This window comes from Janthinobacterium sp. SUN118 (assembly GCF_030397695.1).
Lineage (GTDB): Bacteria > Pseudomonadota > Gammaproteobacteria > Burkholderiales > Burkholderiaceae_D > Janthinobacterium.
In genome coordinates this window covers 149,063-171,239 of the sequence record NZ_JAPUBV010000001.1, presented here as the reverse complement: position 1 = coordinate 171,239, position 22,177 = coordinate 149,063, and the positions used below count along the sequence as shown (strand labels likewise).

27 protein-coding genes and 1 tRNA gene are annotated in these 22,177 nt (G+C 58.2%); 19 read left to right on the top strand and 9 right to left on the bottom strand.

Going from position 1 to position 22,177, the window contains the following annotated elements; all coding sequences use genetic code 11:
* Positions 1-4 precede the first annotated feature (4 nt).
* The 7 genes from O0880_RS00800 to O0880_RS00770 are packed head-to-tail and all read left to right on the top strand — an operon-like array spanning position 5 to position 6,933.
* Positions 5-1,180, top strand: coding sequence for a phage tail sheath protein (locus tag O0880_RS00800; RefSeq protein ID WP_289884563.1), 1,176 nt, complete (start codon positions 5-7; stop codon positions 1,178-1,180).
* A gap of 53 nt (positions 1,181-1,233) precedes the next feature.
* Positions 1,234-1,743, top strand: a complete 510-nt coding sequence (locus O0880_RS00795) for a phage major tail tube protein (protein WP_289884562.1) — start codon at positions 1,234-1,236, stop codon at positions 1,741-1,743.
* A gap of 35 nt (positions 1,744-1,778) precedes the next feature.
* Complete coding sequence (locus tag O0880_RS00790) at positions 1,779-2,087, top strand: phage tail assembly protein (protein WP_289884561.1); 309 nt, start codon at positions 1,779-1,781, stop codon at positions 2,085-2,087.
* Between the two features lie 8 nt (positions 2,088-2,095).
* Positions 2,096-2,209: a GpE family phage tail protein gene (locus O0880_RS00785; RefSeq protein ID WP_071650284.1), complete on the top strand. Its 114-nt coding sequence runs from the start codon at positions 2,096-2,098 to the stop codon at positions 2,207-2,209.
* A 30-nt stretch (positions 2,210-2,239) separates the two neighbouring features.
* Entirely contained in the window at positions 2,240-5,080 is a 2,841-nt protein-coding gene (locus O0880_RS00780; protein ID WP_289884558.1) for a phage tail protein, read from the top strand.
* Positions 5,081-5,095: 15 nt separating this feature from the next.
* Complete coding sequence (locus O0880_RS00775; protein ID WP_289884557.1) at positions 5,096-5,704, top strand: phage tail protein; 609 nt, start codon at positions 5,096-5,098, stop codon at positions 5,702-5,704.
* Positions 5,701-6,933 carry a phage late control D family protein gene (locus O0880_RS00770; RefSeq protein ID WP_289884556.1) on the top strand — a complete coding sequence of 411 codons (1,233 nt, stop codon included), beginning with the start codon at positions 5,701-5,703 and terminating at the stop codon, positions 6,931-6,933. Before O0880_RS00775 ends, O0880_RS00770 begins: the two co-directional genes overlap by 4 nt.
* A 119-nt stretch (positions 6,934-7,052) precedes the next feature.
* On the opposite strand, the gene O0880_RS00765 is transcribed toward O0880_RS00770, so the two are convergent.
* Positions 7,053-7,805, bottom strand: coding sequence for a hypothetical protein (locus O0880_RS00765; RefSeq protein WP_289884555.1), 753 nt, complete (start codon positions 7,803-7,805; stop codon positions 7,053-7,055).
* A gap of 282 nt (positions 7,806-8,087) precedes the next feature.
* Between O0880_RS00765 and O0880_RS00760 the strand changes: the two genes are divergently transcribed.
* Positions 8,088-8,612: a hypothetical protein gene (locus O0880_RS00760; RefSeq protein WP_289884554.1), complete on the top strand. Its 525-nt coding sequence runs from the start codon at positions 8,088-8,090 to the stop codon at positions 8,610-8,612.
* A 447-nt stretch (positions 8,613-9,059) separates the two neighbouring features.
* Positions 9,060-9,404, top strand: coding sequence for a hypothetical protein (locus tag O0880_RS00755; RefSeq protein WP_289884553.1), 345 nt, complete (start codon positions 9,060-9,062; stop codon positions 9,402-9,404).
* Between the two features lie 332 nt (positions 9,405-9,736).
* On the opposite strand, the gene O0880_RS00750 is transcribed toward O0880_RS00755, so the two are convergent.
* The 3 genes from O0880_RS00750 to O0880_RS00740 form a co-directional block, all read right to left on the bottom strand.
* Positions 9,737-10,141: a hypothetical protein gene (locus O0880_RS00750; protein WP_289884552.1), complete on the bottom strand. Its 405-nt coding sequence runs from the start codon at positions 10,139-10,141 to the stop codon at positions 9,737-9,739.
* Between the two features lie 453 nt (positions 10,142-10,594).
* Positions 10,595-10,957, bottom strand: a complete 363-nt coding sequence (locus tag O0880_RS00745; protein ID WP_289884551.1) for a hypothetical protein — start codon at positions 10,955-10,957, stop codon at positions 10,595-10,597.
* Between the two features lie 318 nt (positions 10,958-11,275).
* On the bottom strand, positions 11,276-11,713 hold the full coding sequence (locus O0880_RS00740; protein WP_289884550.1) for a helix-turn-helix transcriptional regulator: 438 nt from the start codon (positions 11,711-11,713) through the stop codon (positions 11,276-11,278).
* A 314-nt stretch (positions 11,714-12,027) separates the two neighbouring features.
* On the opposite strand from O0880_RS00740, the gene O0880_RS00735 reads away from it, so the two are divergent.
* The 10 genes from O0880_RS00735 (at position 12,028) to O0880_RS00690 (ending at position 17,440) form a co-directional block, all read left to right on the top strand.
* Entirely contained in the window at positions 12,028-12,225 is a 198-nt protein-coding gene (locus O0880_RS00735; RefSeq protein ID WP_289884549.1) for a hypothetical protein, read from the top strand.
* 230 nt (positions 12,226-12,455) lie between these two features.
* Entirely contained in the window at positions 12,456-12,719 is a 264-nt protein-coding gene (locus O0880_RS00730; RefSeq protein WP_071079002.1) for an ogr/Delta-like zinc finger family protein, read from the top strand.
* 121 nt (positions 12,720-12,840) lie between these two features.
* The gene (locus O0880_RS00725; RefSeq protein WP_289884547.1) at positions 12,841-13,242 is read left to right on the top strand and encodes a hypothetical protein; all 402 of its coding nucleotides are present in this window, start codon (positions 12,841-12,843) and stop codon (positions 13,240-13,242) included.
* Between the two features lie 101 nt (positions 13,243-13,343).
* Positions 13,344-13,697 carry a hypothetical protein gene (locus O0880_RS00720; protein WP_070313738.1) on the top strand — a complete coding sequence of 118 codons (354 nt, stop codon included), beginning with the start codon at positions 13,344-13,346 and terminating at the stop codon, positions 13,695-13,697.
* Positions 13,687-15,525 carry a replication endonuclease gene (locus O0880_RS00715; protein ID WP_289884543.1) on the top strand — a complete coding sequence of 613 codons (1,839 nt, stop codon included), beginning with the start codon at positions 13,687-13,689 and terminating at the stop codon, positions 15,523-15,525. The genes O0880_RS00720 and O0880_RS00715 overlap by 11 nt, the downstream gene beginning before the upstream one ends.
* Positions 15,522-15,674: a hypothetical protein gene (locus tag O0880_RS00710; RefSeq protein WP_289884542.1), complete on the top strand. Its 153-nt coding sequence runs from the start codon at positions 15,522-15,524 to the stop codon at positions 15,672-15,674. The genes O0880_RS00715 and O0880_RS00710 overlap by 4 nt, the downstream gene beginning before the upstream one ends.
* On the top strand, positions 15,668-15,970 hold the full coding sequence (locus O0880_RS00705; protein WP_289884541.1) for a hypothetical protein: 303 nt from the start codon (positions 15,668-15,670) through the stop codon (positions 15,968-15,970). The genes O0880_RS00710 and O0880_RS00705 overlap by 7 nt, the downstream gene beginning before the upstream one ends.
* Positions 15,964-16,176 (top strand): hypothetical protein, encoded by a 213-nt coding sequence (locus O0880_RS00700; RefSeq protein ID WP_289884540.1) that lies wholly within the window; start codon positions 15,964-15,966, stop codon positions 16,174-16,176. The genes O0880_RS00705 and O0880_RS00700 overlap by 7 nt, the downstream gene beginning before the upstream one ends.
* Positions 16,177-16,185: 9 nt before the next feature.
* Entirely contained in the window at positions 16,186-16,431 is a 246-nt protein-coding gene (locus O0880_RS00695) for a DUF4224 domain-containing protein (protein WP_289884539.1), read from the top strand.
* Positions 16,432-16,450: 19 nt separating this feature from the next.
* Positions 16,451-17,440 (top strand): tyrosine-type recombinase/integrase, encoded by a 990-nt coding sequence (locus O0880_RS00690; RefSeq protein WP_289884538.1) that lies wholly within the window; start codon positions 16,451-16,453, stop codon positions 17,438-17,440.
* 57 nt (positions 17,441-17,497) lie between these two features.
* On the opposite strand, the gene O0880_RS00685 is transcribed toward O0880_RS00690, so the two are convergent.
* The 5 genes from O0880_RS00685 to O0880_RS00665 all read right to left on the bottom strand — a co-directional run bounded on the left by O0880_RS00685 (position 17,498) and on the right by O0880_RS00665 (position 22,175).
* A complete protein-coding gene (locus O0880_RS00685; protein WP_289884537.1) occupies positions 17,498-18,172 on the bottom strand; it encodes an Eco29kI family restriction endonuclease in 675 nt (224 codons plus the stop codon).
* Positions 18,169-19,389, bottom strand: a complete 1,221-nt coding sequence (locus O0880_RS00680) for a DNA cytosine methyltransferase (protein ID WP_289884536.1) — start codon at positions 19,387-19,389, stop codon at positions 18,169-18,171. Before O0880_RS00680 ends, O0880_RS00685 begins: the two co-directional genes overlap by 4 nt.
* Before the next feature lie 212 nt (positions 19,390-19,601).
* Positions 19,602-19,675: transfer RNA gene (locus O0880_RS00675), tRNA-Gly, on the bottom strand.
* 58 nt (positions 19,676-19,733) lie between these two features.
* On the bottom strand, positions 19,734-20,438 hold the full coding sequence (locus tag O0880_RS00670; RefSeq protein ID WP_289884535.1) for a DUF4197 domain-containing protein: 705 nt from the start codon (positions 20,436-20,438) through the stop codon (positions 19,734-19,736).
* A 177-nt stretch (positions 20,439-20,615) separates the two neighbouring features.
* Positions 20,616-22,175 carry an SEL1-like repeat protein gene (locus O0880_RS00665; protein WP_289884534.1) on the bottom strand — a complete coding sequence of 520 codons (1,560 nt, stop codon included), beginning with the start codon at positions 22,173-22,175 and terminating at the stop codon, positions 20,616-20,618.
* Positions 22,176-22,177: the final 2 nt, after the last annotated feature.

Genomic DNA, 22,177 nt, shown 5'->3' with positions numbered 1-22,177 from the left:
AAACATGGCCACCGACTACCACCATGGCGTGCGCGTCATTGAAATCAACGAGGGTTCGCGCCCCATCCGCACCGTGTCCACGGCCGTGCTGGGCCTGATCGCCACGGCCGACGATGCCGACCCGGCCGCCTTCCCGCTGGACACGCCCGTGCTCATCACCAACGTGCTGGCCGCTATGGGCAAGGCCGGCAAGACGGGCACCTTGTATCGTGCGCTGGAGGCGATTGCCGCGCAAACCAAGCCCCTGACCATCGTTGTGCGCGTGGCCGAGGGCGAGACGGAAGCGGAAACCAGCACGAATGTGGTGGGCGGCGTGTCGCCCGATGGGAAATACCTGGGCGTGAAAGCCTTGCTGGCCGCGCAAAGCAAGCTCGGCGTGAAACCGCGTATCCTGGGCGCGCCGGGCCTGGACACCAAGGCCGTCACCAATGCCCTGGCCAGCGTGGCGCAGCAACTGCGCAGCTTCGTGTACGCCTCCGCGTATGGCTGCAGCAACGTGGTGGCCGCCACCACCTATCGCGGCCAGTTCGGCCAGCGCGAGGTCATGATCATCTGGCCCGATTTTGTGAACTGGAATACCGCCATCGACGAAGAGGCCAGCATTTCCGCTGTGGCCTACGCCATGGGCCTGCGCGCCAAGATCGACGAGGAAACGGGCTGGCACAAGACGCTGTCGAACGTGGTCGTCAACGGCCCCACCGGCTTGACTCGCGATGTGTTCTTCGACCTGCAAGACCCGGCCACCGATGCCGGCGTGCTCAACGCCAAGGAAGTGACCACCCTGATTAACATGGGTGGCTATCGCTTTTGGGGTTCGCGCACCTGCGAGGCGCCGGGCGGCTTCTTCTATTTCGAGAGCTACACGCGCACGGCCCAGGTGCTGGCCGACACCATTGCCGAAGCGCATTTCACCTTTGTCGACCTACCCTTGCATCCATCCCTGGTGCGCGACCTGCTCGAGAGCATCAATGCCAAGTTCCGCGACCTGAAATTGCAGGGCTACATCATCGACGGCCAGGCCTGGTATGACGAGCAGTACAACGACAAGACAGGGCTGAAAGACGGCAAGCTGGCCATCGACTACGACTACACGCCAGTGCCGCCGCTGGAAAACCTGCGCTTCCAGCAGCGCATCACCGACCGCTACCTGGCCGACTTCGCCTCTCGCATCACTGGCTAAACAATTTGCTACCGCCCGCCTCGCACGGGCGCCCCTGACTACTGGAGAAAACTATGGGTATGCCCCACAAGCTTAAACAATTCAACGTGTTTCAAAACGGCGTGCTGTTCATGGGTATGGTGCCCGAAGTCACCTTGCCCAAGCTGAGCCGCAAGATGGAAGAGTACCGCGCCGGCGGCATGAGCGGTCCGGTTTCCGTCGACTTCGGCAACGAGGCGCTGTCACTGGAATGGAGCGCTGGCGGCCTGATCGCCGAAGCCTTGAAGCAATACGGCGCGCATGCGCACGGTGCGGTGATGCTGCGCTTTGCCGGCGCTTATCAAAGCGACGATGACGGCAACGTCGCCGCCATCGAAGTCGTCGTGCGCGGCCGTTACAAAGAAATCGACATGGGCGCGGCCAAGATGGGCGACGACACCACCCACAAGTACACCATGCCATGCAGCTATTACAAGCTGATGATCGACGGCGCCACCGTCATCGAACTGGACTTCATGAGCGGCATCGAGAACTTCGGCGGCGTCGACACCAATGCGGCCATCCGCAAGGCCAGCGGCCTGTAATCCCTTTTTTACTACCCACACACAAGGACAACATCATGAACACCGAAAACAACAATCAAGCCGTCATCGAGCTGGACGAACCGATCAAGCGCGGCGATACCTTCATCACCTCGCTCACTGTGCGCAAGCCCAGGGCGGGCGCCCTGCGCGGCATTTCCCTGATCGAGCTGGGCAACCTGAACGTGTCGGCCCTGCAGATCGTGCTGCCGCGCATCACCGAGCCAACCTTGACCGCGCACGACGTGGCCAACATGGACCCGGCCGACCTGCTGGCCGTAGGCGTCGAGGTTGCCAGTTTTTTGGCGAGCAAAGCCGATCGCCTTTCGGTATCCCCGGCGAAGTAGAAGACGCCATGGCCGACATTGCCGGCGTCTTCCACTGGACGCCGGCAGCGATGGACGGTTTTACGATTGATGAACTGATGGCCTGGCGCGAACGCGCCCGGCAGCGAAGCGGAGCGGAGTAAATGGCTGGTCGGGATTTGCGGTTACAGGTAGTGTTTGCAGCGCTGGACAAGATCACCGGCCCGCTGAAAAAAATCATGGGCGGTTCCAGCGACACGGCCAAGGCCTTGAAAGCGACCAGCGACCGTTTGCGCGACCTCAACGCCCAACAAAAAAACATCAGCAAATTCCGCGAGCTGCACGGTGGCCTGGACGCTACCCGCAGCAAGCTGGAAGCGGCACAGCAAAAGGTGGCCAGCCTGGCCGCCAAGATGAAACAGACGGAAGCGCCCACGCGCGCCATGACGCGCGAATTTAACGCCGCCGTTAAAGCGACCGGTGCCTTGAAGACGGCCGGCCAGCAGCAGGCCCAGCAACTGCAGGTCATGCGCGAGCGCCTGGGCGCCGCCGGCATCAGCACCAAAGACCTGGCCACCCACGAGCGCACCTTGCGCCGCGAGATCGAGGCCACCAACAAAACCATGACGCTGCAGCAGCAGAAGCTGGCCAACGCGGCCGCCAAGCAGCAGCGTGTCGCCAATGCCACCCAGCACGCCGACAAGCTGCGCAACAAGGCGGGCAACCTGGCCATGGCCGGCGCTGGCGCGACCGCCACGGGCGCCGTGCTGGGCGCACCCGTAGTCAAGGGGCTGGACGAAGCCAAGCACTATCAAACGGAAGTGGGCAGGGTCAACGCCCTGGGCCTGGGCGACAAGGTATCAGCCGAGGCCGTCGCCTTCGCGCGCAACATGAAGACCTACGGCACCAGCCAGCTCGACAACCTGCAGCTCATGCGCGATGGCATGAGCGCCTTTGCCGACGTGCACCACGCGGAAATGGTCGCCCCTACCCTGGCCAAGATGAAGTTTGCCAATCACGCCTTCTTTGGCGAGGCCGAGGGCGCGGACAACGAACGCAAGTTCATGGACATGCTCAAGGTGATCGAGCTGCGCGGCGGCCTGGAGAGCAAGGAAAAGTTTGAAGCCCAGGCCAATATCGTGCAGCAGGTCATCACCGCCACGGGCGGGCGCGTCGGCCCGAATGAATGGCTGAACATGATCAAAACGGGCGGCATCGCCGCCAAGGGCTTGAAGGATGACGCCTTTTACTACCAGATGGAACCGCTGGTGCAGGAAATGAGCGGCAACCGCGTCGGCACGTCCCTGATGAGTGCGTACCAGAACTTGTACCAGGGCCGCACGACGAAGCGCTCGGCCAGGAAGCTGGACGAGTTTGGCCTGATTGGCGACAAAAGCAAGGTCACGCCAGATAAAGCCGGGCAAATTGCATTCCTCGATCCCGGTGCGCTGCTAGGTTCCGAGCTGTTCCGGGAAAACCAGTTCGAATGGCTGGAAAAGGTACTGTTGCCGCAACTGGCAAAAAAAGGCATCACGGAAAAGAAACAGGTGCTCGATGCCATCGGCAGCATCTTTTCCAATCGCACGGCGTCGAACCTGTACTCGCAGATGTACTTGCAGCGCGTGCAGATCCACAAGAACGAAAATCTCAACCGTGGCGCCGCCAATATCGGCCAGCTGGACAAGCTGGGCCGAGACACGGCCGCCGGCAAGGAACTGGAAGCGCAATCAAAGCTGGCCAACCTCAAGCTCACCATGGGCGAGAAAATCCTGCCGCTGTACGCGCAGGGGCTGGAAATGGCGATTGCCGCCGTGCAGCGCCTGAATGGCTTCATGGAGCGCAACCCGACAGTGGCCAAGATCATGATTACCGCTTTTGCCGTGCTGGCCGGCCTGCTGCTGGTGCTCGGCCCGCTGATGCTGGGTATCGCCGCCATGATCGGCCCCTATGCCATGCTGCACGTCATGTTCGCCAAGATGGGCGTGACGGGCGGCGTGCTCACGCCGATTCTGCGCGGCCTGGGCGGCGCCTTCATGTGGGCGGGCCGCGCCGTGCTGTGGCTGGGCCGTGCCTTCATGCTCAATCCGATTGGCCTGGCCATCACGGTCATCGCCGGCGCCGCCTACCTGATCTATAAATACTGGGAGCCGATCAAGGCCTTCTTTACCGGCATCTGGTCGCACGTCAAAACGGCGCTTGCCGGCGGTATAGGCGGCGTCAGCGCCCTGATCGCCAACTGGTCGCCGCTGGGCCTGTTCTATCGTGCCTTCGCGGGCGTGCTGGGCTGGTTCGGCATCGCGCTGCCGGCCAAGTTCACCGACTTCGGCGCCAGCATCCTGCAGCGCATCACCGCGTCCTGGACACCTATCGCCGCCTTCTTTAGCGATATCTGGTCGCGCCTGCGCACGGTCTGCGCCAGCGGCATGGGCAACATCACGGCCATGATTATCAACTGGTCGCCGGTCGGCGTGTTTTACCAGGCGTTCGCGGGCGTCATGAGCTGGTTCGGCATCAAGCTGCCGGCCCAGTTCACGGAGTTCGGTGCCAACATCCTGCGCGGCCTGGTCAACGGCATCACGGGTTCCATGGGCGCCGTCAAGGATGCCATCAGCAATGCCGGTTCCAGCACCATTGCCTGGTTCAAGGAAAAGCTGGGCATCCACAGCCCGAGCCGCGTGTTTGCCCAGCTCGGCGACTACACCATGCAAGGCTTGGCCGTGGGCCTGGACCGCAGCGAAGGCGCGCCGATTGCCAAGGTGTCCGGCCTGGCGCAGCGCCTGACGCAATTGGGCGCAGGCATCGCCATCGGCACGGCCACCGCCCTGCCCGCCAGCGCCTTCGATACGCGCGCGCCGCTGGCCCAGGGCGGGTTCGGCGCCGGCATGACGATTCAGGGCGACAAGATCGAAATCACGATCCAGGCGCAAGCCGGTTCCGATCCCCAGGCCATCGCACGCGCCGTGTATGCAGCCATGGAACAACGCGACCGCGAAAAGGCGGCACGCATCCGCTCGTCCCTGCGCGACCACGATTAACAAGGAATAACCACCATGATGATGATTTTAGGAATGTTCGTTTTCAGCCTGCCGACCCTGGCCTATCACGAGCTGCAGCGGCAAACGGAATGGAAGCACGCCAGCACGGCGCGCGTGGGCCTGCGCGACGCGCACCAGTACGTGGGGCCAGGCGACGACACCATTACCCTGTCGGGCTGGGTGGCGCCGGAACTGACCGGTTCCCTGTACTCGCTCGATGCGCTGCGCATGATGGCCGACACCGGTAAATCGTGGATACTGATCCAGGGCACGGGCCGCATTCTTGGATCGTACCGCATCACCAGCATGACGGAGGGGCGCAGCATCCTGGACGGCAGCGGCGGCGCACGGCGCGTCGAGTTCTCGATTGCGCTCAAGCGCGACGACGACGGTGTGCTGGCCATGGTCGGCCTGGGCGATATCGGCGACCTGAAAAACATGCTCAGCATCGACGGCATGACCAGTAGCATCGCCGGCGCGACCAAGAATGCCGTGGGCAGCGTGGTGGGCAATGTGGTCGGCGGCATCACCTCGAAATATGGTGGGGTGGTCAGCGAAATGAAAGACAAGATCGGCGGCAGCATCAGCGGCGCCATCGGCAGCGCAGCGGACAAGTTCAAATGAGCGAGCACATCCCCGCCTTCAAGGTCAGCATCGAGGACAAGGATTTGACGGCCATCGTCTCGCCGCGGCTGATTAATCTCACCCTCACTCTGTGCCGTGGCGACGAGAGCGACCAGCTCGACATTTCCCTGGATGACAGCGACGGCAAGCTGGCCCTGCCGCCACGCGGTGCGCAGATCACCCTGGCGCTGGGCTGGCAAGCCACCGGCCTGGTGGACATGGGCAATTTCACAGTCGACGAGGTGGAGCACAGCGGCGCGCCCGACACCATCACCCTGCGCGCCAGGTCGGCCAACCTGATCGACACGTTTAAGCAGCAGCAGGAACACAGTTTCCACAAGACCACATTGGGCGCCATCATCGAGGCCATCGCCTTCCGCAACGAGCTGGCGTCGGGCGTGTCGGCGCGCCTGCGCGATACCGCCGTCGAGCACATCGACCAGACGCACGAAAGCGATGCGGCCTTCCTGCGTCGGCTGGGCAGGAAATACGACGCGGTGGCCACCGTCAAGAACGACACCTTGCTCTTCATCCCCATCAACCAGAGCCGCACCGCCAGCGGCAAGACGCTGCCCGTCATCCCCATCACGCGCGCCCTGGGCGACGGCCACCGCTACCACAGCGCCGAAAGCGACGCCTACACGGGCGTGCGCGCCTTCTGGCACGACGAACGCTACGCGCGCCGCCGCAGCGTGGTGGCCGGCGTGCCCGGCAACAGCAAGCGCCTGCGTACCACCTTTGCCAACGAAACGGACGCGCGCGCGGCGGCCGTCGCCGAATGGCAGCGTATCCTGCGCGGCCTGGCCACCTTTGAAATGAGCCTGGCCCTGGGCAACCCGGCCGTGTTCCCGCAATCACCCGTCACCGTGCGAGGGTTCAAGCCCGAGATCGACGCCACCGACTGGCTATCGGTCAAGGTCACGCACAGCCTGGGCGGCAGCGGCTTTACCACGCGCGTGGAATTTGAAACGAAAACGGAAGCGGTCGAGGCCGAACGCGAGGAAGAGAAAGACCCGGACGAAGGCATCACGGGCGTCGAGGCAAGGTGGAAGGACGTGGCGGCGAAAAAGAAAAAGGCGGGGCAGGAACAGGCAGGCGCCAAGGGCACGCTCAAGACGCTGGAGCATCTTTACAAGAGCCGGCAGGCTGCAAAGCGGGCGGCCCTGCAGGCTTGGAAGAATATTGAGGAGGTGCGGGACATCATCCGAGAGAACAGCGAGGAAACTTGAAACCTTCGCATGCGGTAGCTGGTGCAGACTCAGCATGAACGTATACCATCCCCCCTCATCGGCTACTTTTGCCAGCAGATTCAAGCGATGGCCGCAACGCTTTAATCTAAATGCCTAGATTAGGCTGAACGTCTTTTGCCGCACCTGAAAATATTACATAGGGTCATCAAACACGACCAACCTTTGGATCTGCGCAAAGGCGCTTGAACCGTCCGCAATTCTACGTGATGACCGATGGCAGTGATTCTTCCAAATGCACTTATCCCCTTCTCCGGTTCATATTTGTCATCGTTATTGTTGGAATTTTCAACCGCGAAACCCAAAGCACGTATGTTTTTTTGCAACCTAGCGATCAATCCGACATCAACGCATGACCTACCAGCGAATTGGGGGAGGTGACTGGTTCCGCAACACAAAATAACTTTTTCCCCGGATCTCATGCATGCTTCCACTATCTGTCGTTCCCACGACTCATTGGCATTCACGATGCGTTGCTCTAGCAAATTTTTGCAGTGCTCGTTCTCCTCAGCGGAAAGATGCTCCAATTTCGCCCCCAATTCAGCCCTCCTAACCTCAAGTGCATTTATTTCGCTCTCCGCGCTCAAGCTTTGATCGGTTTCACACCCTCTTATTTCCGCCCCATTTTCCTTGAGTACCATGAAATCATGGTGATCGTCTGCATGAATCTCGCCGCTCCTTGCTCCTTCAACAAGAATAAGCACTTTGTAAAAATGCAGATCCAGCGACAACTCGGGGACGGCGACTGCCAATGACTTTAGACTTTTCTTGCCATGCTTGCTATCTCCAAGCAAAAGGCATTGGTGGGTTTTGGAATCAAGGAAAAAGCGAACCGTATCAGAAAATCTACTCATTTTCGTGCTCCTAACAATAAGCAACAAGACTGGTGCGTCAGTACGGTAGGACGTTATTCGGTCATGGGCAATAACAGTGGCTGGGCGCATAAAAAGCGACACAAGCGTTTAGCCGCCTCGAGAGTTTCCGTTTTGCTCAAAGTGAGCATTTAAGCGACGCCAATCTACCCTATTCGCAGCGGAGTTTCAGCGCAAGTATCTTTACAGTAACAAGCTAGGCGAACATCGGGGGGCCTTTGACATGAGCCTTGCATCGTTCACCGCCGCAGTGTGGTGGCCGGCGTGCCCGGCAAAAGCAAGCGCCTGCGTACCACCTTTGCCAACGAAACCGACGCGCGCGCGGCGGCCGTGGCCGAATGGCAGCGCATCCTGCGCGGCCTGGCCACCTTTGAAATGAGCCTGGCCCTGGGCAACCCGGCCGTATTCCCGCAATCGCCTGTGACGGTGCAAGGCTTCAAGCCCGAGATCGACGCCACCGACTGGCTATCGGTCAAGGTCACGCACAGCCTGGGCGGCAGCGGCTTTACCACCCGCGTGGAGTTTGAAACGAAAACGGAAGCGGTCGAGGCTGAGCGCGAGGACGAGAAAGACCCGGACGAAGGCGTCACGGGCGTGGTGGCCAAGTGGAAGGACGTGGCGGCGAAGAAGAAAAAAGCGGGACAGGAACAGGCCGGGGCGACGGGCACGCTCAAGACGCTGGAGCACGTTTACAAAAGCAAGCAGGCCGCGAAGCGGGCTGTGCTGCACGCGTGGAAGCATATTGAGGAAGTGCGAGACATTATCAGCGAGAACAGCGACGAACGTTGAAACCCAGAATGTGAAGCGATAGATAAGTGCTATAAGAAAGCGCGAAATGATTTATTATGAAGATCAATCTGAACGACAGTCAGAAAGGTAAAGATTGATGAGCAACAGACTAAGAGAAACGTCAATCCCGCACCATATACATAACCAATTATGTGGCATTAGCGACCGAAGAAAGTCGATGGAAATCGGGTTGCGGATTCTTAGCTTGGCAAGCCAGGAAAGTATTGCCAACGCACTTAGTGAACAGAAAACCGTCTAATTATGGAGAATTTTAAAGGTAAAAGTACATACAGTTATTTCTAATAAGATAAGTGCAGCAGAAAAATTATGTATTTTTAATTTATTTAAAAATACATTTTTTCAAGTCACAGGTATGAAAAATTTCTAACGACAAATACGTGATGCTAATCATATCTAATTTTCATCAATTTCAATGAGGTATAAAAAATGCAACTCCACAAAGTATTCTTTTCAGTTTTTCTCTTCTTCTTTGCCAGCAATTTCTGCCACGCGACGGAATTTTCAGCGCCAATAGAAAAAATTCTAATTTATGGAGACGGCGCACTGGTTTATGTTTTTCCCGTTGGAGGCGTTCCCGGCGCCCCCGCTTGCCATGGCAAAAATGGCGATTATTTATCTTTTTCGCTGACACGTCCTCACGCCAAAGAATATTATGCCGGACTCTTGGTTGCTTTCGCCTCAGGAAAAAGCGTTTTATTTAGAGGGCGTAATACCTGTACAGATCAATCTTATTCAGAAACCCTTGACTATTTTATGATTTTGAAAAACTGACAGGATTTTATAAAAAACTCTCATGCCGCCAAATGCCCCAGGCATATCTACCTTACATTTTTCTGGCCGCACGCCAATCGTCAAACAACCAAGCATTAGACACAGTTAACGGCGTCGCAGGCGGCGAAAACGAGCGGGCACTGCATGCGTGGAAGCAAATTGAGGAGGTACGGGACATCATCCGCGAAAACAGTGAGGAACCTTGGCGACCTACGCAAGCAGTAGCTGGTGTGGAAGCGGCATGAGCGTGCACAATTTACGTCCGCTCAGCGGCTGCTTTCGCCCCGAAGCGGCCGTTCGATCTTGCGACAAAGCTTGGTAGCTGCAAAGTTCTAAACTGCATCGGAAGCATCGTCAATCACCTTGATCATGTGTCTGCCATACGATGTATCGGGACAGCAAGCACGAAGCTCCTCAAGGAGTTTGTGCTTGGTGTCCGGCATTGCAGTAGTAATGATCAGCTTGACGAAGGAGTGAAGGGTGTTCGACTCGGCACGGCCGATGAATGTACTGATCAAGGGTGTGATGAGATCAACGAAATCGAATGCAGCAATAATTTTCGCTGCGACGACCCGCTCCCTCCATCCTTCACTGGAAGTGAGAAGCTCGCAGATTTTCCAAGCGTCGGAAATTGCCACCAGTTGTTCAATCTTGCTGGCCGAACTCGTCCATCTTTCCGTGTACAGAGCGGATACAAGCTCATGAATTTTTGGATCAGATGCCGGGCGGTACGTCATTTGTCATTCTCAACATTTGTGAAGGGGTAGGTCTGCTCCTGGCCGGTTGCCGTCGTTGGCAGGTTACACCCCGAAGCAGACGTAACCGACATGTCCAAGATTAACTTAAGTCAGTCGTATTTGACGCGTTTTTAACTGATCGATTTGGCGAGCTTTCGACTCTTCGGAGTAAGGCTCTGAGGATGAATCGAAGGGCTTGTAAACTCCCAAATCGTACATTTCATAATACTTTGTCATTGCTTCTGTCCAGGAAGATGCTTCAAACGTTGCAATAAATCGAGCATCAGCCGTCATAAATTCCGGCCGACTCCCGTTAGCAATACAAACCGTTATTCCATCTTCCTCCTCCCAAACCTCATGTAGTAAAGATGCCATTTCTACCTCTAGATGATTGAGTAGCCAGGTCAAAAAATGAATGTTGCTATACGACCGCTTCTGGCCGTATACAGGCAATCAAGGAATTATCAACTGCATCCTAGCGCTAGAAAAATACTGCACCTTTGCTTGAGTTAACTCCTCAGCTAGTTTTTGACACAGGACTAATCCATCCGTGTCTAATTTATCAACTTCGTTCAAGTCTGTAAATGTCCGAAAGTGAGCCAACTCATATCGTTTCTGCCACTCGGAAATTTCATCGACTAGACGTTCTGAAATGCCTAGTGCAGGTGCCGTCAGCCAGCCACCCTCGACGGCGTTACGGACACCGGTTCCTGAGAGATTTCCGTCAACAATTAAATAGCGCACACGGTTGTTCATATTGAGGAGAGATTCGTGAGCGTCTGCAATTGGCCGATAACGGACACTGCTATCAGCCATGAAGCCACTCTTCAAGCCAGCGTCTAGCTGTACAGTAACTAGCTCCAGCTACCGCTCACCCATGCTGGAAAACCATCAGTGGCAGCAGGAGCACATTCACATCTGATACCCTGCGCCGTCTCGATGACAATACCAACCGTGTAAGCCTTCCCGTCAAAAAAACATGAATTCTTAACACTCTCGCCAGTTGTCGTAGCCATCAATTCACATTTAAATATCGGCCAGCAGCATGCTAAAGTCAGTGCAAAAAATGCCACGACTGGCCATCGAGGCGCCCACTTTGGCGGCGCGCCCCTAGTCCGCCGCGATTTCCGCTGGTCATTTTTTTTTACGGCCCATGTTGATCGTTTGTGGGGCCGTAATATCCCCGTGAATCTGCTGACCAACTTTGCCGTGGACAATTAGTTGCGTCTGCCTTTCGGCAGTCTTCGGCATAGCGACTGATGGGGCATCAGACATTCCCTCAACCATGCCAAGCAATCGCAGCTTACCGCGCAGATCCAGGCTGCGGAAACCACGCAATAGCTCGCCCTCTTCCTCGGATAAATCCGCGCCGGATGGTGTGCCATGCAATAAATAATGTGAATCGACGCCAGCACTGCAAACAGCGATTAAGTAATCGGAGTCTGGCTTACGCGCACCACTCTCGTAATTTAATTGAGTGTCCTTGGTCACCCCTGCTATCGCAGCAAATTTTTCCTGACTAAGCCCTAGTCGTTTACGCTCAGCGCGCAAACGATCCTTAAAATAAGACATATGACCACTCTTTTACGTTGACATGTGGACGTTTGTCCACTATATTTACGTCATTACCATGTGACGTATACAAATCATATCCTATGACATCTACCGCCCCAGTCACGCGGCAGCCAAAGAACCCACTTTCGCAGCCAATCCCGATTCGCTTGCTCCCTCCTGAGATCGAACGCGTGGAAAAATTCGCACAGCAAGACTCCCGTTCACGCGCATCTTTTATGCGCCTGATGCTGCTACGTGGCCTGCAGTCTTACGAGGCCGAACTCGAACAATTCTCCCTTGTCCATCACGCTTAACAGCACAGGAGCAGGCCCATGTATCCCGATCCAAAACGCGTCCGTAACAACCGTGTCATGGTACGACTTGACGAATATGAGTATGACGTCCTGGCCGCCATCGCCAATTATCAGGGCGATGAATTGGCGCCGTTTCTGCGGCAGCTCGCGCTTCGCCAGGCGGCAATAGTGCTTGGCGACGACAACAGTGTCACCTTACCCAGCATTGCTGCCTAAATGAAGTCACCAATCAGCAACTTTTGAGCAGCCGAAAATATGCCCGACCGTTCCGTACCTGTAGAAACATGCGATGAAGACCAAGACACGTTTGAACGTGTCCGAATACAGCAGGGCTTGGACACCATCGACCAGACTATCGAGTGGTTGATTAAGGATAACGTACGAATCGGGATTCGCAAGATGAGCGGCCGAGGCCGTGCCCTGTATCAAGTGAAAAGAAAGAACAAATGAGAGTCATCGGCCTGCCCTGCCCGCATTGCGAATACACCGTCCGCGCCGTCAAAAGCCGCACGATGTCCGCCATGTTCAAGGAAATCACCTACATGTGCCAGAACCCCGATTGCGGGCACTCCTTCGTGGCAGGCCTGGAAGTATTGCGCACCCTCTCGCTGTCCGCCATGCCCAAGCCGGATATCCGCATCCCGATGTCCCAGCATGCACGTACTGCGGCCACCAGCCAGCTGGCCCTGGACCTAACGGCGGGCTGCTGATGAATATCCCGATCCTCGCGCCGCCGTAGCCCGGCCGCCGTAACTCCCCCTATTTTGCTGTGCCCTGCAGCGCTCCCTTTTGAGCGTGCGGGATTCGTTCAACCTGAAATAAGGAAAACCGATGGAAAACACGCCGTATGCCATCAGTCATGCCGACTATTCCACGGCGCCGGGCGCGCCCCGCCCAGCCATGCAAAAGTGCCTAGTGCCGGTGGCGCCGACCTGCTTCCTGCTGCAACCCTGCACTGGCGCCGACATCGAGGCGCTGTCCGCTTATATCCGCGAGATTGCCAAGACCTATCACGCCTACGGCGCTGCCAATCTGACCTTCATCGTCAGCGATGCGCAGGCACTGGAGCGTGACGGTTTTTTCGCGCCAGCCAAGCAGCGCGCCCTGGTCGGCAAGCTGCCCATCGAGTTGAACTACCTTTTCGCCACTGAAGCGAGTTCCCGGCACTGCTGCGGCGCATCGCACACGCTCCCGTACTGGGCAGAGCATTTTCTCAAGGCAGGAGCACGCTGATGCTGCGCCTGGCCAAAATCTGCGGCATCTGGCTGCTGTCGGTCCTGATCGTCATTACCCCTGACGTTTTGCGGGCCATCGGCGCCATCAAGGACTGAACCATGCCGGCGTCCCTTATCGACAATCACCTGTCCTTCCAGCCTGCCGCCGAGATCCTGGCTGCACGCGACAAGGACATGCCGACGCCGCCAGGTGCCGGGCATGCGCTGGCCGCCATCGCCGAAGCCAAGGCTCAGCTGCGCAGCATCAAGCCGCGCAACCTGGCGCCCTTCATCGCCCAGGCGTGGGGATTGTCGCCGCGCGGCGCGCGCCGTTCCGTGCTGATCGCCGCCGGCATGGACGCCGACCGCTGGGAATCGCCCATCCATTCATTTACCGAGGAAGAGCGCATCGAGCTGCGCGCCGCCACCTCTGCCGCTATCCGTGTGTACGAAAGACTGTTGAATGCAATCTAAACAAATCCTGCTGTCTGCCCCGCAGCGTCACGAAGCCTTCTTGCGATCCGCCCAGTTCGCGCCCGAGCTAGCCCGCATCCCGTTCAAGTGGCGCAACCGCATCATCACGGCCGCCATGGCCAAGATGGCCTGGTCGTCCTGGTACAAGGTCTATGAATCCATCGCCACCAGCTTTGTGCGCGAGTTCGCCGAACAGTACGTGCCGGCCGGCGTAGACCTGTCGCAAAGCGACGCCGACATCGTGGCCACCGCCGAGCGCGCGGCGGCCGGCGTCACCAAAATGCTGTGGATGGCCGTGTCTGACACGCACGCCCTGCAGATCATGGAAGACGAATGCGCCTCGTATGGCATCGAGCTGCCCGAGTTCGACGCACTGACCGACACCATCGCCCGCCTGGTGGACGCCCGCTGGTGGCGCCGCCAACTGCGCAAGCGCGTCAAGCGCGCCTTTGAGGCGGGCAATATCCGCCTGGGCTATGTGAAGTACAGCGGCGAGCCCTACGCCAGCAATGACACCGTGCTGTCGCGCCTTGCGCAGAACCGCCGCAATGCGGCAGCGCTGGCGGCCACTCTGGTGCAGAACGAGAATGGCCAGCAATTCAGCATCGCCGAGCTGGCCGAGAAAACGACGTCGAATAAAGCCATCCGACGCGGCGAACTAATGTTGCGCATCAACGGCTTTGAACAGATCGCCCGCGAATGCGGCGACCAGGGCATTTTCATCACCTGGACGTGCCCATCGCGCTTCCACGCCATGCAGCACAGCGGCAAGGCAAACGACAAGTTCGACGGCTCCACGCCGCGCGAGGCGAATGCCTACCTGGGCAAGATGACATCGCTGTGCCGCTCCGCGCTGGCGCGCCGTGGCATTGGCCTGTACGGCTTTCGCATCGCCGAGCCGCATCACGACGGCTGCCCGCACTGGCATCTGCTGCTGTTCGTGCGCCCCACCGCGAAATACAAGACGGCTCACCTGCGGGACGTGGCCGGCCGTGCCATCCGCATCATGAAGCGCTACGCCTGGCGCGTGGACCGTGGCGAACCGGGCGCCTTCGCGCGCCGCCTGGACGTGAAACGCATCGACTGGGCCAAGGGCAGCGCCGCCGGCTACATCGCCAAGTACGTGGCCAAGAACATCGACGGCGTAGCCGACCACAAAACCAAGGAAGGCTATGTCGTCACGGCCGACACCGAAGGCGATGTCGAGCTGACGCCATCGGCGCGCGTCGAGTCCTGGGCCGCGTGCTGGGGCATCCGCCAATTCCAGCAATGGGGCGGCGCGCCCGTCACCGTGTGGCGCGAACTGCGCCGCATCGAGGAAAGCATGCTCACTGAAGCGCCGGCCGCCATGCGGCGCGCCTGGGATGCCGTGCAAAAGATCGACGGCGAAAAGCGCGCCTGCTGGGCCGAATACCTGCGCGCCCAAGGCGGCGCCCTGGTGCCGCGCAAGGAACTGGTCGTCACCCTGGCCAAGGACGAAAAAAACGTCATCGGTCGCTATGGTGAAACCCAACGCATCACGCCCTACGGCGTGCGCTGCAGCGATCTGATTGGCGTGGTCTTCAAGTCCGTGCGCCATACGTGGACGCCGGTACAGGCCACAGGCGGGCGCGCGGTGGCTGTCGGGGTTGCCGTTCCTCGGACTCGTGTAAATAACTGTACGCACCCCGTTGGCGCTGCCCCGGCCACGCCGCCGGCGGCACCCGCGCCGAACCTTTCCGATGAGGCAAAAACAGCAGTCATTGCCGCCTGGGCGGCCGTCAACGCCTGCCCCTATCCTCGGCTGATCGTCCCCGACAACCCACCCTATGAAGGAAATGGCACATGAGCACCTATGCCGTGATCGTTCGCACGCTAACCGAACGCTTTGACTATGCCGCGATTGCCGCTTGCTGCGGCGACGTGATTCTGAACGCCATCGACCGCTACGGCGTATGCGGCGTTTCTGCCAAATTGAAAGGAGTACCGCAATGCTGACCAACCTGACCAATTCGCTGCGGCAAATCGCCCTGGGCGACCGTGTGACTATCAATACCGACGAGGGCTACCAGGCGCGGATCGCCAACGAACTGCGGATATTGCACAAGAAGCGGCATATAGCTCTCGAACGCAAGGAGGGACTCATAGAGCAAATGCTTACTCACATGTGTGGGATCCGGAAAACAGGCGTGTGCCAGGCAGATGTTTCTGCCGCGCATGCAGACATCCGTCAAATCGACGTCACCTTGAATATTCTGTACGCCCAAAAATTGAAAGGAAGCCTGCAATGCTGAACAACCTGACCATCTCGTCGCCGCAAGTGACTCGCGGCGCCCGCGTAACGTTCGACAGCGATGAGGGCCAGCTGGCAGGCACCGTCAGCGATCTGCGCCGAGACGTGGGCAATGGTGAGCTACACGCCTGGGTACAACTGGATCACCAGTGGGCCGGCATGTTCCGTGCCGTGCCATTGGCGGCGATTGCTCCCGCATTGATTTAGGGATGCGGTATGACAAACCACATCACCGCAAATTCTGCCTTCCTCTCGATGGACGATATTTGCGCCCTGACCGGCCGGAAGATGAAAACGAAGCAAATTGAGGCACTGCGGAAGATGGGCCTCCCCTTCTGGGTAAATGCCATCGGGCGGCCAGTTGTTACGGTTGCTGCAGTAGAGGGGCGCAAGGAAGCGCCAAGGGAAAAAACATGGGTAATGCCAAGGATTAATAAAAATGGGTCGACGAAACACGCGTAACTTGAACATGCCACCAAACATGCACCCGCGCACCCAGCGCAGCGGCAGGGTGTATTACTACATGTACACGAAAGATAAGCCGCGCAAGGAAATCCCCCTTGGGCCCGACTTCATCCTGGCCTTGAAAAAATATGCTGAGCTGAACATCGTAGTGGAGCTTACTGCCAACGCGACATTCTCCGATGTCGAAATGCGCTACCTGGTTGAAGCGGTTCCAAAACTCGCCACCAGTTCAGCGCGCATGTATCGGTCTGACATCAAACACCTGCTGGCTGCCTTTTCCGGGGCGCCGCTGGACCAGATCAAGCCAATGCATATTCGACAGTTCTTAGACGACCACGCCGACAAGCCAACCACCGCCAACCGTTGCAAACGGGTATTTTCAACAATGTGGAACCATGCGCGCGGCTGGGGCTATACGAGTCTGCCGAACCCTTGCGAGGGCATCCAGGGACATTCACTGGCGAAGCGAACCGTCTACATTACGGATGCCGTGTTCTCCGCTGTACGCATGCAAGGCAGCGCGCCGCTACGGGATGCGATGGACTTGGCATACCTGACTGGCCAGCGTCCGGCTGATGCGCTGCGCATGACTGAACAAGACATAATCGACGGGCACCTGATCATTACACAAGAAAAAACCAAGCAGCCGCTGCGCATCACTATCACTGGAGAGCTGGCCAAGCTGATGGACCGCATCCGGGCGCGCAAAGCAACGCACAAGGTCGTGACGGGCGCGCTACTGACCAATATTCACGGCAAACGCCTGACTGCGCCAGCGCTTCGCACACACTTTGACACAGCAAAAAAGCGAGCGGCCAAGCATATGCCCGAGCTGGCTCAGGACATCATGGCATTTTGGTTTTACGACCTGCGCGCGAAGGCGGCCGACGATACTTCGGATGATCGTGGCGACCAAGCAGCCAGCGATCTTTTGGGACATGATAGCGTGAAGACGACACAACGCCATTACCTTCGAAGGGGAAAAATTGTGGCACCAACGAGATAGGATTAATGCAGTAAACGAGTGTCCTTGGGAAAGGACACTCGATGATCGAACTAGAGCTTAAAACAGGGATGTGTTGGTTGGCTGTTGCGATGGGGCTAGTATATGGTGGCTCGCAGGGAAAGCGATCGAACGGAAATAGTCCTCAATCTCCCCGCTAATTTGCTCCGGAGTCTCCTTCCGAGACTGCAATAATGGAGCCCAGGCACGACCAGGATGTAACACATCCCATTTGGGACATAGCCCTTTGAGCCTACCACTACCAGGATTATGGTTGCCAAAACCGTCTACGAGTACATTCCACACGGGAGTAAACTTCGCAATCAAAAGAGACTCACCCAGTGGAATCCAAATGTCATCAACAACTAAGAAGCGACAAAAAAAGTCCTCTATACGAAGATTGCTCGCAGCACCGATACTCTCGGCATGTTCACGTAAGCGTTTATAAAGCGCGGTGCTTCCGATCTCACCGACTCCTCCACCCTTCCTCGCCCCTGCCGGTACAGCCTTACCAACATAAATAGGTGCTGTATACACTCCGTCACAGTTGCGTGCAGATAAAGCCGCATACGCGGGAAAGTCCCCCATGTAATAAATTGCGTAGATACCCACGCCAACAAAAGATGTCAGTTTTGCTAAAGGAAGAGCGTTCTGTTCTAGCATTGCCTCAGCGACACTAGCGCCGAGATTTTTTTTGTCGAGGGGATTAAAAGGAATGATGTTGCCCTTACTCATGCCACGCCCTTCATCTGTACCATTTGCTCTGCCAAGTGCTTCATTTCATTACGAATCAATTTTTCTGCAACACTACGGGCAACAACGTGACCAAGAGCCACTGGCACAGCATTGCCCAATTGGCGCATCGTCTCGGACCACGAACCGTGAAAATGAAAGCCATCGGGAAACGTTTGGATTCGAGCCGATTCACGGATAGTGAAATATCGTACGCTTCCATCAAGATTGACTAACATATTTTCACCACCAGGAACGCCATGGTCTCCTGCCTTGAGGGTCTTCGCAGGCAAATCCAACGGGCTACCAGTATGGCCAGGGTAAACTTTTGCACCTGGCTGAAATTTGTGATTCGCAATCTTCTTACCTGCTGCCGTCTGTGGGTCAGGCAAACCAACAATGGCATCTCTCACTGTTCGCCAAGGGAGCGAGGCTGGCAGATCATTTTTGGCCGCAAGTTTCTTCACCCGTGCAGCTAACGCTGCCGGCATCGTAGGACGCTTAGCGGCAGGAACATCATGCCGCTTCCAGTAGTCCCCAGTAACCCATTGATCATGCAACAGCCGGTCATAGCTATGAGTCGGCCGTGGGAAGCTCCATTCAATGTTCAGGTCAGACCGAAAGCCTATGATAAAGACCCGTTCACGCTTCTGTGGGATACCGTAGTTCGCAGCGTTCACCAACGTTGCAGTGACGTTGTAAGTCAGCTTTTTCCCGCGTTGACCGCCACTTGAACGCTGCGCTTGCAGTCTAAGAAAATGATCGAACCATTCTTCGTTCTTCCGCGAAGGAAGCTCGGGAAATTCTAGCTGAAGAAGAATATATTGATAGTAATTTGCAAACGTCGAGCGCGTCAGTCCCTTGACATTCTCAACAATGAATGCCTTCGGACGAAGGCGACGAATAATATCGACCGTTGCCGGGAACATGTCGCGACTATCATCATTGGCTTTGTGCTTGCCCCCCATAGAAAATGGCTGGCAAGGAGGGCCGCCTGCGACCAGATCAACCGACTCGCTAATGCCAGACCAGTCGAAGTGACGCACATCTCCTTCGTGCAAGGGCCAATCTGCGATAAGCGGATACCCGCTAGCTTGATTGTCACGCACCGTATCACAAGCCCACTTATCCCATTCGACCACTGCCAGTGGCTTAAAGCCCGCTAGACTGACGCCCATGGCAAGTCCGCCAGCGCCTGCAAAAAGCTCAACAGCCTTCATTTACAGCTCTCCGATTCCAAAAAATTCTCATACATCAAGCTAGGGTATCCTTTTTTCTTGTGTCATGCTTCCAGCCCTCCAGCCCTCAGAAGAACTCTACTTTATCAGACAGTCAGTGCCAGATTAGGCGTGTGCTAGTACATTTAACACGATTTTGTGGAGCGACGGCGGCTTTGTGGAGCAGCAAAAACAGGTTTTTCGCCGTTTTTGACTGGAGCGGGTGAAGGGAATCGAACCCTCGTCGTAAGCTTGGGAAGCTTCTGCTCTACCATTGAGCTACACCCGCGAAGCCTGCATTTTACGCCGAATGGAATGCGGCGAGCAAATCTTCGCGGTGGTGGTTCTTATTTCAGGCTGCCGAAGACCTTGCCGATGATCTTGCTGCCATACTCGAGCGGATTGCTGCGGATGGCTTTTTCTTCTTCGCCGATCATCAGATACAGGCCGTCGAGGGCGCGGTCGGTGACGTAGCCTTCCACGGTCGATTGCTGCTGCGGTACCAGGCCCGTCTTGCCGATCTGGCTCATGGTGCTGTTGTACTTGCTGGCCAGGCCGGAGCGGTCCGTGACGGATTTGACGATCGGCAGGAATTTGACGGCCAGCGGCGCAGAAGTCTTCTGGCGGAAGAAGTCCGTGACCGAGGTGTCGCCGCCGGACAGGATATTCTTCGCATCGGTGACGCTCATCGACTTCACCGCATCGAGCAGCAAGGGCTTGGCCATGGGTACGGCCGACTCGGCGGCCCGGTTCATCGACACCACCAGGTCGTCCAGCTGCTGGCCGCGGCCCGTCATTTTCAGCAAGGGCTTGGCCTGCTCCAGGATGCCCGGAAGCTTGATCTTCACCTTGTCATTGTTGAGGAAGCCATTTTCGATGCCCAGCTTGGCGACGGCGGCGGCCGATCCGGCTTCCAGCGCCGCCTTCAAGCCATTGCTGGCGTCCTGGTTGCTGAGGGCGGCGAGCGGGCTGGCGGCGCCTGCCATGGACGAGCACAGCGCCAGCGCGCACACCATGGCGGCGGGGCGGACGGGAAAAGAGGTCGGGCGCATATTCATCCTTTGTTTGAAAGCCAATGGTTCTTGAACCCTTAGCATAGCAAAATCGCAGCGATGCCAGCATTTTTTGTCGCAACAGGAACAGCCAGGCATGCCGGCGCGGCTGGCACGGCACAGCCCCCCTGTGGCCTCCGCGCGCATTCGAGCGGTGCAGTCCAGGGAGAGACTGAATCAGTCGGCCAGCACCGCCATACGCTGGCGTACCTGGAGCAAGTCCGTCTCGCGCATGCGCGACGCCGTCTGGCGCAGGGACTTTTCCGCGCCGGCCACGCCGGCGGCGGCAGCCATCGACAGCCAGATATACGCCTGCTGCAAATCGACCGGACCACCCTGGCCGCTGGCCGCCATCAGGCCCAGATTCATCTGCGCCCGCGCGTGACCCTGGTGCGCAGCCAGTGCATACCATTCCCACGCGGCGGCGTAATCCTGCGGCACGTCCTGGCCATTGTCATGGCGCAGGCCCAGCGCGAACTGCGCCAGGCTGTGGCCCTGCGCGGCGGCGCGGCAATAACAGGCACAGGCCCGCTGGCTGTCGGGCGCCGGGCCGTCGTCGCGGTCGTGCAGCACGCCCTGCAGGTATTGCGCCGGCGCGTAATCCTGCTCGGCGGCGCGAGCGTACCATTCCAGCGCCAGAGATAAATCCTGCGGCACGCCCTGGCCATGCTCATAGCGCAAGCCCAGGCCGAACTGGGCCCGCACATGTCCCTGGTCGGCCGCCTTGCGGTACCAGAATACGGCCTCCTGCGCATCGGCCGGCATGCCCTGCCCATGCTCGTACAGCAGCGCCAGCTGATACTGGGCGGCGGGAAAACCCTGTTCGGCGGCCTGGCGGTAAAACCGCTGCGCCTGGGTGTAGTCGTGCGCGCCATGTTCGTGGTGCAGGCCCAGGTTATGCTGGGCCGCCGCGTGGCCCAGGTCCGCCGCCTTGATGTACCAGCCGAGCGCCGCCTGTTTATCGCACGGCACGCCCTGGCCATTGTCGTAGATCAGGCCCAGGTTGAACTGCGAACTGGCGTGCCCCTGCTGCGCCGCGCGCCGGTACCAGGTGATCGCCTGCCCGCTGTCCTGCGGCAGCACGTCGCCATTTTCATAGCGCAGCGCCAGGTTGAACTGGGCCGGCGCATAGCCCTGCTCGGCCGCCTTGCGCAGCCAGGCCGTCGCTTGCTGACGGTCCTGCCGCACGCCCTGCCCATTGTCATAGCGCAGGCCGAGGTTGAACTGCGCGCGCGCATATCCCTGCTCGGCCGCCTTGCGGTACCAGGCGATCGCCTGCGCGAAGTCCTGCGGCACGCCCTTGCCGTTGTCGTACATCATGCCCAGATTGTTTTGCGCGCCCGCGTCGCCCTGTTCGGCCGCGCGGCTGAACCACAGCATGGCCTGGCCGCTGTCCTGCGCGATGCCCTGGCCCTTGGCATACAGCCAGCCCAGGTTGTACTGCGCCGCCGCGTAGCCCTGTTCGGCCGCCTTCAGGTACCACTGCGCGGCCTGCGCAAAATCCTGCGCCACGCCCTGGCCTTTCTGGCACATCACGCCCAGGTTGTATTGCGCGTGTTCGAGTCCCTGCGCGGCGGCCAGGCCATACCAGTGCAGCGCCAGCGCATAGCTTTGCTCGATGCCCTGGCCATTGAAATGCATGAAGCCCAGGCTGTGCTGGGCATTCGCATTGCCCTTCTCGGCCAGTCCTTTCAAACGCAGGTAATCGGCCGTGTAACGGGCGTCGGCGACCGGCATGG